This is a genomic window from Quyinboa ferrireducens (assembly GCF_042436675.1).
Classification (GTDB): domain Bacteria; phylum Bacteroidota; class Bacteroidia; order Bacteroidales; family UBA5342; genus JBHJHP01.
This window is the reverse complement of the sequence record NZ_JBHMVA010000004.1, coordinates 228,446-243,360: the sequence shown is the minus strand read 5'-3', so window position 1 is coordinate 243,360 and position 14,915 is coordinate 228,446. Positions and strand designations below refer to the sequence as shown.

Below are 14,915 nucleotides of genomic sequence, written 5' to 3'. Positions count from 1 at the left end.
TATTTATTCCATTGAATTACCACCAGAGAATATCCTGCAAAGATGCGGCTAAATTCTGCACGCAGTTAAATAACATACAGGCTTAATAAAAACTTATCTTATTGTTGGTCTTAATAATTATCCTAATGATTTAAACATTTTTACATCCTTTAACATTATATATAACAACGAGATGAACTAAAAAAGTGGACTGATTCAATTTCTTAATGATGAAAAAAATCTTACTTACATTTTTATGGTTTAGCTGCATAACCTTGTTTTCACAGGCACCAGATATTGATAGCTTAATAATGCAGTCAGAGCAGGCGACAGGAAAAGAAAAAATAATGCTTTTGTCTGATATAAGTTATTATTCTGGTTTTTACGATACAAAACTGTCACTGGAATACGCCCAAAGGTGTCTTGACGCAGCTGAATCATTTGGTGATTCACTAATAATTGCAGAGGCTTACAATGCACTGGCCATAGCATATTACGCCACAAGCAATTACGAAACTTCACTTGAATACAATCAAAAAGCGCTTAAGATCCGCTTGAATCACGGAAATGAATACAGTCTGGTTTCCAGCTACAGTAAAATTGGCAATTGTCTGTATGATTTAGGGAAAATGGATGAAGCAATTCCATATTATCTTAAAGCGATGGAAATAACAGAACGTAACAATCTGCTTCAGCAAACCGGTATGATTGCCAATAACATAGCGGATATTTTTCGCAGTCTGGGACAGGCAGAAAAGGCTGAACAATACTTTTTACAGGCCATTTCCATTGCCAAAGAAATGAAAGATACTCTGGGGCTGGCAAAGGCAAATGTGAATTATGGAATCTTCAATCGGGAACTGGGCAATTATACACTATCAGATTCCCTTTACAATGCATCACTTACAATGATAAAGGATAAAAACTATCTGGACCTTGAAGCTGGAATATACATCAACTACGGTGTAATGTACAAGGATTTGGGCAATCTGAGTAAAAGCATTGAATATTATACCAGAGCAAAGAATATTTATCTGAAAACCGGGGAGAAACACGGGCTTGCCATTGTTTATTCCAACCTTGGAAATTCCTATTTGCAGCAAAACAAAAAGAATCTGGCCTATCAGTATTATATTGACGGACTTCAACTGGCAGAAGAAACAAATTCGCTTTCAAGGAAAAAGTTTGCACATGAAAGCCTTTCCAATTACTATCGTGCTACCGGAAATTACAGAATGGCATATATGGAAGATAGTATTTCTGACGTACTGAATGATTCTATTTATTCCATTGAGAAATCCAGGATCATTGAGGAAATGAATACGAAATATGAAACGCAGAAAAAAGAACGCCAGATTGCTGAACAAAAAATTGTACTGGCAGATCAGAAACTAAAAGTTCAAAAGAAAAATACTCAGTTAATTGGTTCTTTCGGACTGGTTGCTATTATTATTCTCTCATCAGGATTTATTTACAGTCATCAAAAAAATAAACAGCGCCAACTGGTACAACAGGTTGAGCTCGAAAAAACGAATACAATTAACCGCATACAGGAAGAAAAATTAAGGATTTCAAGAGATCTTCATGACAACATAGGGTCACAGTTGACATTTATGATTTCAACCCTTGATAATATGAAATACCTGAAAACAGAAGAAAGAAGATCGCAGAAGCTCAAAGATCTCGGACATTTCACCAAAAATACAATGACACAGCTTCGGGAAACCATATGGGCCATGAATTCAGGGGAGGTAAATATGGATCAACTGTGTTCGCGTGTGGCTGAATTTATAAATCAGGCGAAGATGGCTCAACCTCTGATTCACTTTGACCTGAAAACAAAACCATCGCAAAAGATTTTCTCCGCCAATGAAACCATTCAGATATTCAGAACAGTTCAGGAGGCCATCAATAATGCTGTGAAGCATTCCAGTGCTGAAACAATCACCGTTTCTGTTGATGCCAACTGCATTTGTATTGAAGATGACGGAAATGGATTCAATGCCAAAACTGTTACCGAAGGGAACGGTCTGAGCAATATGGAACAACGCATTTCGGATATTGGATTTATTTACAGTATTGAAACACAAAAAGCAAAAGGAACAAAAATCACCATTACATTTGAGACCTGAATATACGGCGTTTGACTTATTTCGAAGTCATCATACATAAAGTAACTTTGCAAAAAAAGAAAGCATGATTCGAATAGCACTGGCAGAAGACAATAACTTTTTGGCTCAATCCATACAAGAAAAAATTTCGTTCTTCAACGACCTTACCCTTAAATTCAGAGCAAAAGAAGGTAATGATTTATTGGCTAAGCTTGATTCGGATCATAATATTGATGTCATTTTGATGGATATTCAAATGCCCCGCATGGATGGCATCGTAGCTACGGCAAACGTTAAAGAAAAATATCCTCAGATAAAGATTATCATGCTGACCGTTTTTGATGATGAAGCAAATATTTTTAAATCCATTCAGTCCGGCGCCGATGGTTATTTATTGAAAGACGAGGACGCTGAAACCATACATAACAGCATAGTCGAAATCATGGAAGGAGGTGCTCCTATGACTCCGTCTATTGCCTTGAAAGCATTAAAGCTATTACGAAATCCTGTAAAACCCAGCGAAGAACCTCCAAAGAAAAACTATGAATTGAGTGTGCGGGAAACCGAAGTTCTGGAACAACTCAGCAGAGGACTTAATTATAATGAAATCAGTGCAAATTTGTTTATCAGTCCGGCTACCGTGCGCAAACACATAGAAAATATTTACCGAAAACTACAGGTCCGGAACAAGCTTGAAGCCGTAAATCTTGCCAACAAAGAGCGTTTAATCTGAAGACACTGATTCCGTTTTTCGTTCCTGCCCTCCTCTACTAATTGCCTTCATATCTTAAAGCACATGCTACACGCTATTCATTGTTCATCGTAAATTCTTCATTTATTACTTAAGGTTCAAATACGACAAATGCCGTATTGAATAGCCTGCCTGATTGCCTCAACTTTACAATAGAGAATTATTCAATTTTAATTGTGAACCAAAAACAAAAGAAATGAGATCAACAATGTTAGTATGTACCGGACTTTTACTATCCGGTATCACTTTTGCCCAAACAGACTGGAGCAAAGTGGATTTTGCGGAGAAATACAAACTGGAAGTTAAAATTCCCGGGAAAGCGGCCAAATCACTGGAGAAAAACAAAACCTTTGTGAACAGTTATGTTGTTTCGCAGGCAACAACCATGAAAGGCTCCGAAAAATCTGCAACAAAAGCAGTATATTCAGAAGTTTCTCTGGCAGGTCTTGACAATGCAACGTATCAGATTATGGTGAATGAGCTTTACCAGGATTTTGTAAAAGACCTGAAAAGAGCCGGAATTATTGTTACCAATGGAGATGACGCAATTGCTTCAGATTATGCCCAAAAACGTCTGGATAAAATCAAGGATAGCGAATTTATTGGTAAAACAGGTGATAATCCGGCTTACGAAGGCAAGAAGAAAATTACTGACGGTGCCATTCCTGGCTATGGCGCCTGGGCAGTAACACGCGATGTATCCTTCCCGCCTTCTAACGCCAATCAGTATACGTCATCCAATATTGTCACTTCGGGCTTATTTTACCAGAATATGGCCACAAAAGAGAATTTTAATCTTCTCAGCATTCATTTTTATGTGGCCTTTGCAAATTTTGAAGGGGGAAAAGGTTATAAAAGTATAAACCTGGCAACCAAGCCGGTTATGTCTGTCAATGCACAAGTCATGCTGATGGCACCCGGCGGTGCGTATGGTAAAATTTTCTTTAAAAAACTGCCGGTATGGGCCAGCACAACATGGTCGGAAGGTATTGTGAAAGGTAAGGACAATAAGGATATGTCTGATTTTCTGGGCTTAGCCCGATCTGCCGATTACGAAGTAACCGCTAATTCTGAAGCATACGTTAATGAGCTTAAATCAATTATTAAGAAGCTTCAGGCAGATATTGTGAGTGAGATCAAGGCACAACTATAACCATTTACCCTTAACCTGAACCTTTAACTTATAAAACCATCAATTATGAAAATAAGAATTGTACTTGTCATACTGTTTATCAGTATGATCGCAAATGCACAAAACGTGACATATAAAGTTTTATCGAATGAACCGCCACAAACACCACGTTTAAGTATCAGCACCGATCTTATCCAGCTTGATGTGCTCCAGCATACCCTCGATGGTATGTCTTTCAATGCATCGGTTTGGGGGCATTACGAAGTGTTACCTGAAAGGGTCGGAGTTCAGTTTATTGGACGGCATAGCTGGTTTGCGCTTGGCAGACTGGGCGAAGCAAAAATGCCACCCAATGCGGAACTTGAACTTGGAGGATATTTTGTGCTCAGAAACAAAATCAGAAATAAGAATACCAAGGTAACTCTTAAAAAAGAATACAGCGGAACTACGTATTCCACCAACCTTCACGGTGAATCTACTTATTCATATACTGAGACTGAAACCTTTTTGATTATTCCCTCTGATAAGAAAAAACTAACAATGGTAAGAGGAGGGTTTTACAGAAAAAGCAACGGGAACAGCACTGATTATCTGGAAACCGATGCTCTGCCTGACTACTTTAAATTTACCTCGGCAGGATTGTACGCGGGTTTCAACTTCCGAACGCTTACCAGTGTATTCATTGATACAGACAAATACGGTGTTCAGTTCAACTCCATCGGTCGCGATGTATATATTGACCTGTTGTTTTTGCCGGTGAACAGTTTTCATGATCTGGATGGTAATAAAATAACAGAAACAGTGAAACAATATGACAAATCGGGGCCTCTCGGTTTCAGACTGGGTTATCGTCTTTTTCAGATTGACAAAAGATCCAAAACCGGAAAAATGTTTGGATTATGTGGTACGTTTGAGGCCGGCGTAAAACCCTATCTGGGTTATTTCATCAGTTCAGGAATCGGGATCACTTTTGTAAAATGAAAATTATGAAGCAGCTGATCGCCATACTTTGCATAATTATTCCATCCATACTAAAATCGCAAACATTAAACGACTTCAAGTATTTTGACAAGCAATATGCTTACGATTCCTACTTACTGATAACACCTGCATATGCACTTTTGTGGAACTCCGAAGCACCAAATGCTAACGCACACAGACTAAACGGATTTACCGGCAAACTGGATATGCGTAAAATAAATTATGGCACTGGTGAACGCAGATACCTCTATCAACACAAACTTTTATTCGATTTATTGTTGATTCTCAATAACCAGATCAATGGAGATGGTTCGGCCTATTACAGGCAGGAAAGTTCGGGGCTGACTACCGGCATACTGGGTTGGTTAAGCCTGGGGTGGAATGTCGTTTCAACAGACAGGTTTTGTATGGCATTTGGTGGAAATATCAATGATTATTTTTTAACCAGCTCTTACCGGTTTGATCCGGAAAGCAACAACCTGACAACGATTGAACCTCAGGGTTACTGGTTTGCCGGTGGTCCCTCGGCTTTTTTTGATTATCTTATAAACAGCAACTTTCTCATTCAGGCTCATGCTTCCTACTCCTTAGGATTCTGGCGAGCTGCCAAACTGGAATATGGCGGTACCCAAATCGATGATAATTATCCCAATCCGCATTTTGCAGGTCTTAACCTCGAACTTCAATCCCGCTGGGGTTTTATAACCGGAATAGATTACAACTTTCTGTTGAACCGCGGTGATAATCCGAACAACACCCAAAGATTAGAACTTATGATCGGTTTCCGGTTTCCAATCTGACTTTTTTAATATATCAGTAAAAAATATTTTATAAAATCACTAATATCCATAAGTTAGAGCTTTAGATTATCTTGCTTGATATTAAAATATAAAATATTGGTATATAACAATTTAAAAACAAGAACTAAAGTCTTTTAATATGGATTTGACAAGTAATCCCACCATTACCGCGTGTCGCCATAGCTTTGGCGGTGGCGCAATACCGGGGTTACTGAAAACAATGTGCTATAGGGTTTTAACCCTTAATTTAAAATTTTTAAAGATTTTCTCAGGCTCCTTTAGTATATTGCACAAAAAAGAATCATCCGAAGTTGAATCAGAAAAATTTGTAAAATGAAAAAAGCGATCATTTTAATAGCACTCTTAATACCTTTAACAAATTTTGCACAGGACAAACTGATCCAGAATATTTACGCAAGGAATTATCAGACACTCAATGGAAGCTGGCAATATATTGTTGATCCATTTGATAACGGCTACTACGACTACCGGCTGAATGAAAATCCCAATGGATTTTTCAAAAACAAAAAGGCACAAAGTAAAACCGACCTTGTAGAGTACAACTTTGATACTTCCCCGCTAATGGTCATTCCCTCGGATTGGAATACCAGAGATGCAAAACTGTTTTTTTATGAAGGAAGCGTATGGTTTAAAAAGGATTTCACTTACAGCCCTAAAAAAGGGTTCAAAACATATGTATATTTTGGTGCTGTTAATTACGATGCCAAAGTCTACCTGAACGGTGAGAAAGTGGGTGAACACATTGGAGGTTTTACACCATTCAACATTGACATCACCGAAAAGGTAAAAGAGGGTAACAACTTCATTGTAGTCCGGGTGAATAATGAGCGCCATCCCGAAGGCGTTCCGACCATAAATGCAGACTGGTGGAATTATGGTGGGATCACCAGGGAAGTGATGCTGGTTGATGTTCCTGAAGTTTTTATTCGCGATTATACTATCCGGCTCGAAAAAGGAAAGTATAACAAAATTAAGGGTAAAGTGCTGCTGAATAAAGCAGTTGCAGGACAGAATATTGCAATAAATATCCCGGAACTTAAGATATCGGATGCTGCTTCTACAGATGAAAACGGATTCGTGACCTTTTCAATTAACGCCAAACCGGAATTATGGAGCCCAGAAAATCCAAAACTATACGATGTGATCCTTTCATATAATGGAGAAGAAATCAATGATCAGATCGGATTCAGGCAAATTGAAACCCGTGGAAAAGAAATTCTGCTCAACGGTGAGAAAATATTTTTAAGAGGGATTAGTATTCACGAAGAGGCGCCATTCAGACACGGCCGTGCCTGGTCAACAGATGATGACAAAGTACTGCTGGGCTGGGCAAAGGAACTTGGATGCAATTTTGTGCGCCTGGCACACTATCCGCATAACGAGCATATGGTACGTGAAGCCGAAAAAATGGGGATTATGGTATGGTCCGAAATTCCGGTCTACTGGACTATCCACTGGGAAAACCCGGGAACCTATGCCAATGCACAGACTCAGCTTGATGATATGATCAACCGTGATAAGAACCGCTGTGCCATCACCGTCTGGTCCATTGCGAATGAAACACCGCATAGCGATGCCCGCGATCAGTTCCTGACCAGACTGGCAGAATATGCCCGCAAAAAAGATGATTCCAGACTCATCAGCATGGCCATGGAAGTGACAGGCCAGTCTAAAAACCTGAGCAAGGTGGAAGACAATATGAATAAGTACGTCGACATTATCAGTTTTAACAGTTACCTGGGTTGGTATGGCGGTTCAATAGAAGATATCAAGACCCGTAACTGGGAAATCCCATATGACAAACCATTTTTCGTCAGCGAATTCGGAGCAGGCGCCCTGCAGGGGAAACACAGTGACGGAACTGAAATATGGAGCGAGGAATACCAGGCGAGACTTTACGAAGAAACCCTGAAAATGTTTGACAAAGTAGAAGGATTTTCAGGTACCAGTCCATGGATTTTGGTGGACTTCCACTCTCCCCGACGCCTTCTTAACAATATTCAGGATTACTATAACCGCAAAGGGATTATCTCGGATAACGGAATTAAGAAAGAGGCGTTTTATGTGTTGCAGAAGTTTTATCAGCAGAAGGAGAACGAGTTCAAATAAATTATCATTATATCTACGATTCTGGGTAGAAAAAAACCATGCATAAATCTTTAAAGATTTAAGTTCACCCCTTAGAGTTAATGGTTCTCGCCGATTTTCGCGGAAAGTACGCAGATTTGCGCAGAAAAATCAAATTCTGATCTTAAAGGCTATTAAAATAATCAACTTCATCTTTTTGGGAATACATTTTTATAAAAAACATCAGTAAAAAAAATACCGGAAAAACCGGAAGCATGTATTCTAAAAAACCCACAGGATGACTTTGTGAAAACTCAATTACCATAGAAATAATTATTTGCCCCAAGACTATCACCAAATATATTAAACCAAAATTTTTAAGAAATTCAATATAGGGTAACTCTGCTTTATCAATTCTAAATATTTTATTAATAAACATTATATAAAACAGAAAAACCAAAACTGAATCTCCTATCATTAAAATTATAAGTAGAGTATTAACGGGTATAAAAATGGAAACGATATTTAATGCTGAAAAGATACCATAAGAATACGCTATCAGGATCATTACAATATTTAATTCCCTATGTTTAAAATCCTTAACAATCAAATTCCTAAGCAGAACAAAAATTAGAGTGTAGCTAGAATAAGTACAAAAGTTTAAAATATATTCTGTTAATAATGAAGATTCATTTATTGATGAAAGCAATATACTTGTACTTAAAGAAACTATGATTAAAATACTGGTTATTATTCCAATCAGGTGTTTAGTTTTCTTCATAGGATAAAATTTTAAAGAATTATATTAACTATAATATCCGAACCATTTTATACTTCTCAAAAATACGAAAAAATCAAAACTCAACTTACTTTAGACACTGTTTAGCGTAACTCAGCTGAGGCTTACCGATGAAAACTTCGTTTTGTCGGCATAGATTTCTCACCCCATTGGTAAATCCATAAAAAAAGAGACATCCAAAATTTGAATGTCTCTTTGTGTGGTGACTCAGCTGGGGTTCGAACCCAGGACCCCATCCTTAAAAGGGATGTGCTCTACCAGCTGAGCTACTGAGTCTACACATTTTTTTCACCCTTCACTTTTTGCTTTCCTTAGCCACAACGGCTTTTAAGCGGAATGCCCTTTTTGTGTTAGGCGGTGCAAAGATATATTAATTCATATTACTCACAAATAAATCCTCTCAATTTTTCTGAAAATATTTACTTACTCAAAACTAAATTCCTGCTTTTCAGCATCTTGTTAATTCAATTTTTTTGCGAGAAATTTTGCGGTATAAGAAATTTCATCCCTACTTACTTTTTCAGGTGTTCCTGTTATAACCAGACTGCCGCCCATATCACCGCCTTCGGGACCAAGATCGATAATGTGATCGGCACATTTTATAACCTCCATATTGTGTTCAATAATCAGAACAGAATGCCCTCTCCGAATCAGGGCATTAAACGCTTCCAGCAGTTTACTGATATCATGAAAATGCAGGCCTGTAGTTGGTTCATCAAAGACAAACATTGTTGGATCAGGTTTCTCTTTGGATAAGAAGAAAGCAAGTTTCACCCTTTGACTTTCACCACCAGACAAGGTACTGGACGACTGTCCCAATTTAATATATCCAAGCCCCACTTCCTGAAGCGGCAACAGTTTTTTTACAATTTTCTTTTCGGTTGATCCTTTTCCTGATTTGAAAAAATCTATAGCTTCATCAACGGTTAACTCCAGCACATCGTATATGGACAAATCGTTGTACTTCACGTCAAGAATTTCCTCCTTAAAACGTTTTCCACCACAGGTTTCACAAGGCAGATTAATGTCAGCCATAAACTGCATTTCGATTGTTATTTCGCCCTCGCCCTGGCATTCATCACATCGTCCGCCATCCACATTAAATGAAAAATGAGACGGTTTAAAGCCATTAATCTTCGATGCTTTCTGAGACGCATATAAAGCCCTGATCTCATCGTAAGCTTTCAGATACGTTACCGGGTTGGAACGGGACGATTTTCCAATGGGATTCTGATCCACAAACTCAATATCCTTCAACATATGAATATCACCTTCAATGGATGCATGCTCACCTGTTTTATCAGCCGATCCGCCATACAATTTTTTCAGTGCAGGATATAAAATATTTTTGACCAACGATGATTTACCAGAACCACTCACACCTGTCACCACAGTCATTACACCTAATGGAAACCTTACATCTATGCCCTTCAGGTTATTCTCAAGTGCTCCTTTTATTTCGATAAAATTATTCCACCTCCGGCGATGTACCGGAACAGGAATAACCTCGGCTCCCGTCATATATTTTGCCGTGTAGGAATCTACTCCGGTCAATTTATCCGGTTCACCCTGAAAGGTGATTTCACCGCCCAAACGTCCGGCATCCGGACCAATATCTATAATATAATCTGCGGCTTCAATAATCTCTTCATCGTGCTCTACAACAATAACCGTATTTCCCAGCTCCTTAAGCTTCTCAAGCACGCCGATTAACAGTTTGGTATCACGTGAATGCAAACCGATAGATGGTTCATCCAGAATATACATAGACCCGACAAGGCTGCTTCCAAGCGATGTTGCCAGGTTAATGCGCTGAGATTCTCCACCTGATAAGGTATTGGATAAGCGATTCAGGGTCAGATAACCTAAACCGACATCCAGCAAAAACTGCAGACGGTTCTGAATTTCAGGTAACAGGCGTTTGGCAACCTTACGGTCCTTTTCATCAATCTCGATGCTGTTAAACACCTCATGCAGATCACGAATGGATAAATTAACCAGGTCGTTCATGGCATAACCGCCAACCTTAACATACGATGCTTCTTTTCGCAGCCTGGTGCCATTACAAGACGGGCAGGTAGTCTTTCCCCGGTAGCGTGCCAGCATCACGCGATACTGAATTTTATACTGTTTAGATTCCAGATATTTAAAGAATTTATGCAGTCCGTGAAAATATTTATTACCTGTCCAAAGCAGTTTCCGTTGTTCTGGTGTTAACTTAAACACAGGTGTATGAACCGGAAAATCGAACTTTGAAGCATTATAGACCAACTCATCTTTCCACTCACTCATTTTCTCCCCTTTCCAACACACCACGGCATCGTCATACACAGACAGATTTTTATTGGGGATCACTAAATCCTCGTCAATCCCGATAACCTTACCAAAGCCTTCGCATTCGGGACAGGCACCCAATGGATTGTTAAAGCTGAACATCTCTTCTGTGGGCTCAATAAATTCCATGCCATCGGCTTCAAATCTGTGCGAAAAAGGTTTTTCAATGATGTCATCTCCCTGATATACCTTTACAATGCAATTCTTCCTGCCTTCAAAAAATGCAGTTTCCACAGAGTCGCGAATACGGCTCAGAGAATCCTGATCATTGCTCACAGCCATCCGGTCAATCAGGATCAAACATTCCGAACATTTAATAGTTCTGTGGCTTTCAGTTTCCAGTTCATCAGTGATGCTGTAAAGTTCTCCACCGCGTTCTATTCTACTGTATCCCTGCTTATTCAGGATATCCAGCTGTTCGGCATAAGAACGTCCTTTTGGTATAATCAGGGGAGAATAGATGGCAAAGCGTGTGCCTTCATCAAAGGCCATAAGGTAATCCACAACGTCCTCCACATTATCTTTTTTCACCTCAGAACCGGACACCGGAGAATATGTTTTTCCAATCCGGGCAAACAATAATTTCATAAAATCGTAAATTTCGGTTGAGGTTCCAACTGTGGATCTTGGATTTCGGGTATTCACCTTTTGTTCGATCGCAATAGCCGGTGGAATACCTTTTATGAAATCCACCTCCGGTTTATTCATACGCCCCAAAAACTGCCTGGCATACGACGACAAACTTTCTACATAACGCCTCTGCCCTTCTGCATATAACGTATCAAAAGCTAAAGAAGATTTCCCGGAACCCGACAAACCGGTAATAACTATAAGCTTTCTTCTTGGAATTTTAACTTCAACGTTTTTAAGGTTATGAACCCTTGCTCCCTTTATATGAATGTATTGATTTTCGTTTTCTGACATCGTCCTGAAATAAACCACAAATATAACTAAGATCGGTTTCATAACGTACAAAACATCCAAAGGGTTTATTGTTTAAACGTCTTCAGGACTATATTCTCTTCCTCTCAAAAAAAATTGCCATTGGTTGTAAGAAATTCAATCAGCTTACGTCTATTATTTAAACACAGTCTAAATTATATTTTATGGGCAAACTGTTAATCGTCCTGTTTCTGTTTCTTTTTACGGCACAAATACGGGCTCAAAACGTTGATATAGAAATGAAATCAACGGACAATAAGTGGGTAAATCTTCAGGATCAACTGGGAGAAAAACTGACCATCATCGATTTCTGGGCAACCTGGTGTAAGCCTTGTCTGAATGCGATGCCAAAGATCAACAGCATTTATGAAAGCTATAAAAATAAAGGTGTAAATGTAATTGGAATAAGTGTGGACAGTCCCAGAAACCATTCAAAAGTAAAACCGTTGCTCAGTTCTCTTAAAATTACATATCCTGTTCTATTTGATATGGACGAGGATTTGAAAAATGAACTGAACGTAAGTGTGATGCCTACGCTTTGCATCCTTAATTCTGAAGGAAAACTGATTTACACGCACGAAGGATTCACGCCGGGTGACGAGGAAAAAATAAAGGAAGAAATTGAAAAACATTTGTAAGATGGCCAGGTTCGTTATTCCCATATTGCTGTTATCTTTTCCGTTGAAAACGCTCGGACAGCTGTCTCTGTATCATTTAGCAGAATACCAGCATGGCAATATTCCGGGAACAGAACCTGAAAACCTCAACACCCTCTATGATCAGTTTAGCCTTCAGTATCGCTGGAAACCATTAAAAGCCAGCCTACGCATTGAACAGTTTTACTCACCTGACTCACTTAGCGGTGATTACCAAAAGATATCGCAGTTTATGCTGAATTACAGAAGACGTGGTCTTGACATAAAACTGGGAAACTATTACGAAACGTTGGGCAAAGGACTCCTCTTCAGAGGATATGAAATAAGTAATGCCGTTTATGAGGATCAGGTTTACCGGGTTAAACAAGGGTTTTATAAAGATTTTCTGGGTGCTTATGCAGGCTATACCGATCAGTGGTTTTCAGTAAAAGCCCTGACAGGGAAAATGCTTAATAACCAGTTGCCCATAACCAGCGATAAGCGTAGGGAAAATTATATAAATGCAGGAGAGGCACAGGGATTTTACAAATCGTTTTATTTCGGATCTGTTGTCATGAATTCCGTGTTCAATGATATGACCCAAAATTTTCTAAGCCTGTATACCGGTGGTTCTGTTGCGCAAAATATCAGTTATTACGGCGAATATGCATCTGCCGTTGGTTCGGATCAATCGTATTTTAACACATCCATGGACAGTCAATACGGCGCTTATTTTAATGTGACGTATTCCATTCCGGGATTCGGGATCAGTGCAGAGTTAAAGGATTACCACAACTTTTTCATCGGTTCCGGTTTTTCGGATCCGCCAACATTAGTCAAGGAACACTCCTATCGTTTACTGAACCGAAGCACCCATGTACCGGATCTGAATAATGAAAGCGGCTATCAGGTGGAACTGTTTTTTGCACCAGCTGACCAGCAATTAATTACGGTGAACCATTCCAGAACCATCAATAAACTCTACGACAACTTTAGTTCCTTTGAATATTTTGTGGAATGGTATGCTACACTATGTAAATCGAACCAACTAAAGCTATTTGCAGATTATTCCGGAGATGAAATCAGGTTTGAACCGGAACGCTATACCACAGGAATATATTATACACACTATCTGGGTTCAGAATGGAGCCTGTCCTTCGAATCGGAAGCACAGTGGTTGAAGCGGCAATTTCCAAACAGCGCTGCCAGTATGTACCATAATCTGTTTGGCAGTCTGGCGGTAAATATGTCAACCACATTTTCTGCCACGTTTGTCCTGGAATATACGGATGATCCGGTTGCTGCGGACCGTTCCAATACAGCAGAAATAGAAACCAGTCACTTTTTCCCGGGATTGAGCCTGTCGTACCGGCCTGACCGCAGAAACATCCTTCAGCTTTTTGCGGGAGAACGACGTGGCGGTCCCGCCTGCACCGCAGGAATCTGTTACGAAGTGCTGGATTTTAAAGGTATTGAATTACGATGGATATTAAAATTATAACATTTAAAATTAATACATTATGAAACGTTTAGCTTTACTTTTTACAATTATCTTTCTGGTGAGCATATCGCTGCCGGCTAAAGATATCGGATCAACCGCACCTAATTTTACATTGGATAAACTTACCGGTGGTAACGGCATGTTAACGGATTACAACGGGAAGGTTGTTTTTGTATTCATGTTCGGTTATGCCTGTCCCTACTGTATTGGTGCTGCACCACAGGTGAAATCACAAATCCTTGAAGCTTTTAAGGATAATCCGGACTTTGTAGCCATCGGAATAGATACCTGGAACGGAAGTGCTGCACAGGTTCAGAATTTTAAAAATTCAACTTCACTGGATATGACCATGTTTCTAAAGGGTGGTCCGGTTGCAAGCAGCTGGGAAACAACGTATGACAGGCTTATTGTTATCGGTGCCGACGGTAAATTCAAATATATTGGAACGTCCGGTGCCAGCAGCACTATCACACAAACGAAAAGTGCCATACAGGAAGCATTGAATAATCAGGCAACACCAGTAAAAGAGACAACATCAGAAGCATTGAAACAGAACTATCCAAATCCGTTCAGGGAAAGCACTACAATACCTTTTCAGCTGGAAACCGGAAATGATGTTAAAATTGAGGTGTTTGACTTGTCCGGCAAAAATATAAAAACATTAACGGAGGCATATTATCCGGCTGGTGACCATAAAGTCATATTTAAAAATGATGGGTTGAAATCCGGCATTTATTTTTACCGTATCCGATCCGGAGACAGATCAGAATCCAGACTGATGTCGGTAAGATAAAAAGTTGTTATTTACTCCCTCTGATTGCAACGAGGGGACTATTGTTTACCATTTGAAATAATAATCAGG

Annotated in this window: 11 protein-coding genes and 1 tRNA gene; 9 read left to right on the top strand and 3 right to left on the bottom strand. The window is 39.3% G+C overall.

Annotation, left to right across the window (positions count from 1 at the left end):
• Positions 1 to 209 precede the first annotated feature (209 nt).
• The 6 genes from ACE01N_RS09070 (at position 210) to ACE01N_RS09045 (ending at position 7,884) form a co-directional block, all read left to right on the top strand.
• Positions 210 to 2,111, top strand: a complete 1,902-nt coding sequence (locus ACE01N_RS09070; RefSeq protein ID WP_380587421.1) for a tetratricopeptide repeat-containing sensor histidine kinase — start codon at positions 210 to 212, stop codon at positions 2,109 to 2,111.
• A gap of 64 nt (positions 2,112 to 2,175) precedes the next feature.
• A complete protein-coding gene (locus ACE01N_RS09065) occupies positions 2,176 to 2,823 on the top strand; it encodes a response regulator (RefSeq protein ID WP_380587418.1) in 648 nt (215 codons plus the stop codon).
• A 214-nt stretch (positions 2,824 to 3,037) separates the two neighbouring features.
• Positions 3,038 to 3,994 carry a hypothetical protein gene (locus ACE01N_RS09060; RefSeq protein ID WP_380587415.1) on the top strand — a complete coding sequence of 319 codons (957 nt, stop codon included), beginning with the start codon at positions 3,038 to 3,040 and terminating at the stop codon, positions 3,992 to 3,994.
• A gap of 45 nt (positions 3,995 to 4,039) precedes the next feature.
• The gene (locus tag ACE01N_RS09055; RefSeq protein WP_380587412.1) at positions 4,040 to 4,954 is read left to right on the top strand and encodes a hypothetical protein; all 915 of its coding nucleotides are present in this window, start codon (positions 4,040 to 4,042) and stop codon (positions 4,952 to 4,954) included.
• Positions 4,955 to 4,959: 5 nt separating this feature from the next.
• Positions 4,960 to 5,754 carry a hypothetical protein gene (locus tag ACE01N_RS09050; RefSeq protein ID WP_380587409.1) on the top strand — a complete coding sequence of 265 codons (795 nt, stop codon included), beginning with the start codon at positions 4,960 to 4,962 and terminating at the stop codon, positions 5,752 to 5,754.
• Positions 5,755 to 6,087: 333 nt separating this feature from the next.
• Complete coding sequence (locus tag ACE01N_RS09045) at positions 6,088 to 7,884, top strand: glycoside hydrolase family 2 protein (protein ID WP_380587406.1); 1,797 nt, start codon at positions 6,088 to 6,090, stop codon at positions 7,882 to 7,884.
• A gap of 142 nt (positions 7,885 to 8,026) precedes the next feature.
• Here the strand turns inward: ACE01N_RS09045 and ACE01N_RS09040 are convergent, their stop codons facing one another.
• The 3 genes from ACE01N_RS09040 to uvrA all read right to left on the bottom strand — a co-directional run bounded on the left by ACE01N_RS09040 (position 8,027) and on the right by uvrA (position 11,899).
• Positions 8,027 to 8,623, bottom strand: coding sequence for a hypothetical protein (locus ACE01N_RS09040; RefSeq protein ID WP_380587403.1), 597 nt, complete (start codon positions 8,621 to 8,623; stop codon positions 8,027 to 8,029).
• Between the two features lie 218 nt (positions 8,624 to 8,841).
• Positions 8,842 to 8,917, bottom strand: a tRNA-Lys gene (locus ACE01N_RS09035).
• A gap of 183 nt (positions 8,918 to 9,100) precedes the next feature.
• Positions 9,101 to 11,899, bottom strand: coding sequence for an excinuclease ABC subunit UvrA (uvrA, locus tag ACE01N_RS09030; RefSeq protein ID WP_438826946.1), 2,799 nt, complete (start codon positions 11,897 to 11,899; stop codon positions 9,101 to 9,103).
• Between the two features lie 182 nt (positions 11,900 to 12,081).
• Between uvrA and ACE01N_RS09025 the strand changes: the two genes are divergently transcribed.
• From ACE01N_RS09025 to ACE01N_RS09015, 3 genes are read left to right on the top strand one after another with little or no spacing between them, the layout of a single operon-like run.
• Positions 12,082 to 12,555 (top strand): TlpA disulfide reductase family protein, encoded by a 474-nt coding sequence (locus ACE01N_RS09025; RefSeq protein ID WP_380587397.1) that lies wholly within the window; start codon positions 12,082 to 12,084, stop codon positions 12,553 to 12,555.
• A 1-nt stretch (position 12,556) separates the two neighbouring features.
• On the top strand, positions 12,557 to 14,053 hold the full coding sequence (locus ACE01N_RS09020) for a DUF6029 family protein (RefSeq protein WP_380587394.1): 1,497 nt from the start codon (positions 12,557 to 12,559) through the stop codon (positions 14,051 to 14,053).
• Between the two features lie 19 nt (positions 14,054 to 14,072).
• Positions 14,073 to 14,846 (top strand): TlpA family protein disulfide reductase, encoded by a 774-nt coding sequence (locus ACE01N_RS09015; RefSeq protein ID WP_380587391.1) that lies wholly within the window; start codon positions 14,073 to 14,075, stop codon positions 14,844 to 14,846.
• Positions 14,847 to 14,915 lie beyond the last annotated feature (69 nt).

Coding starts and splice junctions, on each gene's coding strand:
- ACE01N_RS09045 (WP_380587406.1), top strand. CDS start 6,088: ATGAAAAAAGCGATCATTTTAATAGCACTCTTAATACCTTTAACAAAT.
- ACE01N_RS09040 (WP_380587403.1), bottom strand. CDS start 8,623: ATGAAGAAAACTAAACACCTGATTGGAATAATAACCAGTATTTTAATC.
- ACE01N_RS09015 (WP_380587391.1), top strand. CDS start 14,073: ATGAAACGTTTAGCTTTACTTTTTACAATTATCTTTCTGGTGAGCATA.
- ACE01N_RS09055 (WP_380587412.1), top strand. CDS start 4,040: ATGAAAATAAGAATTGTACTTGTCATACTGTTTATCAGTATGATCGCA.
- uvrA (WP_438826946.1), bottom strand. CDS start 11,899: ATGTCAGAAAACGAAAATCAATACATTCATATAAAGGGAGCAAGGGTT.
- ACE01N_RS09060 (WP_380587415.1), top strand. CDS start 3,038: ATGAGATCAACAATGTTAGTATGTACCGGACTTTTACTATCCGGTATC.
- ACE01N_RS09025 (WP_380587397.1), top strand. CDS start 12,082: ATGGGCAAACTGTTAATCGTCCTGTTTCTGTTTCTTTTTACGGCACAA.
- ACE01N_RS09050 (WP_380587409.1), top strand. CDS start 4,960: ATGAAGCAGCTGATCGCCATACTTTGCATAATTATTCCATCCATACTA.
- ACE01N_RS09070 (WP_380587421.1), top strand. CDS start 210: ATGAAAAAAATCTTACTTACATTTTTATGGTTTAGCTGCATAACCTTG.
- ACE01N_RS09065 (WP_380587418.1), top strand. CDS start 2,176: ATGATTCGAATAGCACTGGCAGAAGACAATAACTTTTTGGCTCAATCC.
- ACE01N_RS09020 (WP_380587394.1), top strand. CDS start 12,557: ATGGCCAGGTTCGTTATTCCCATATTGCTGTTATCTTTTCCGTTGAAA.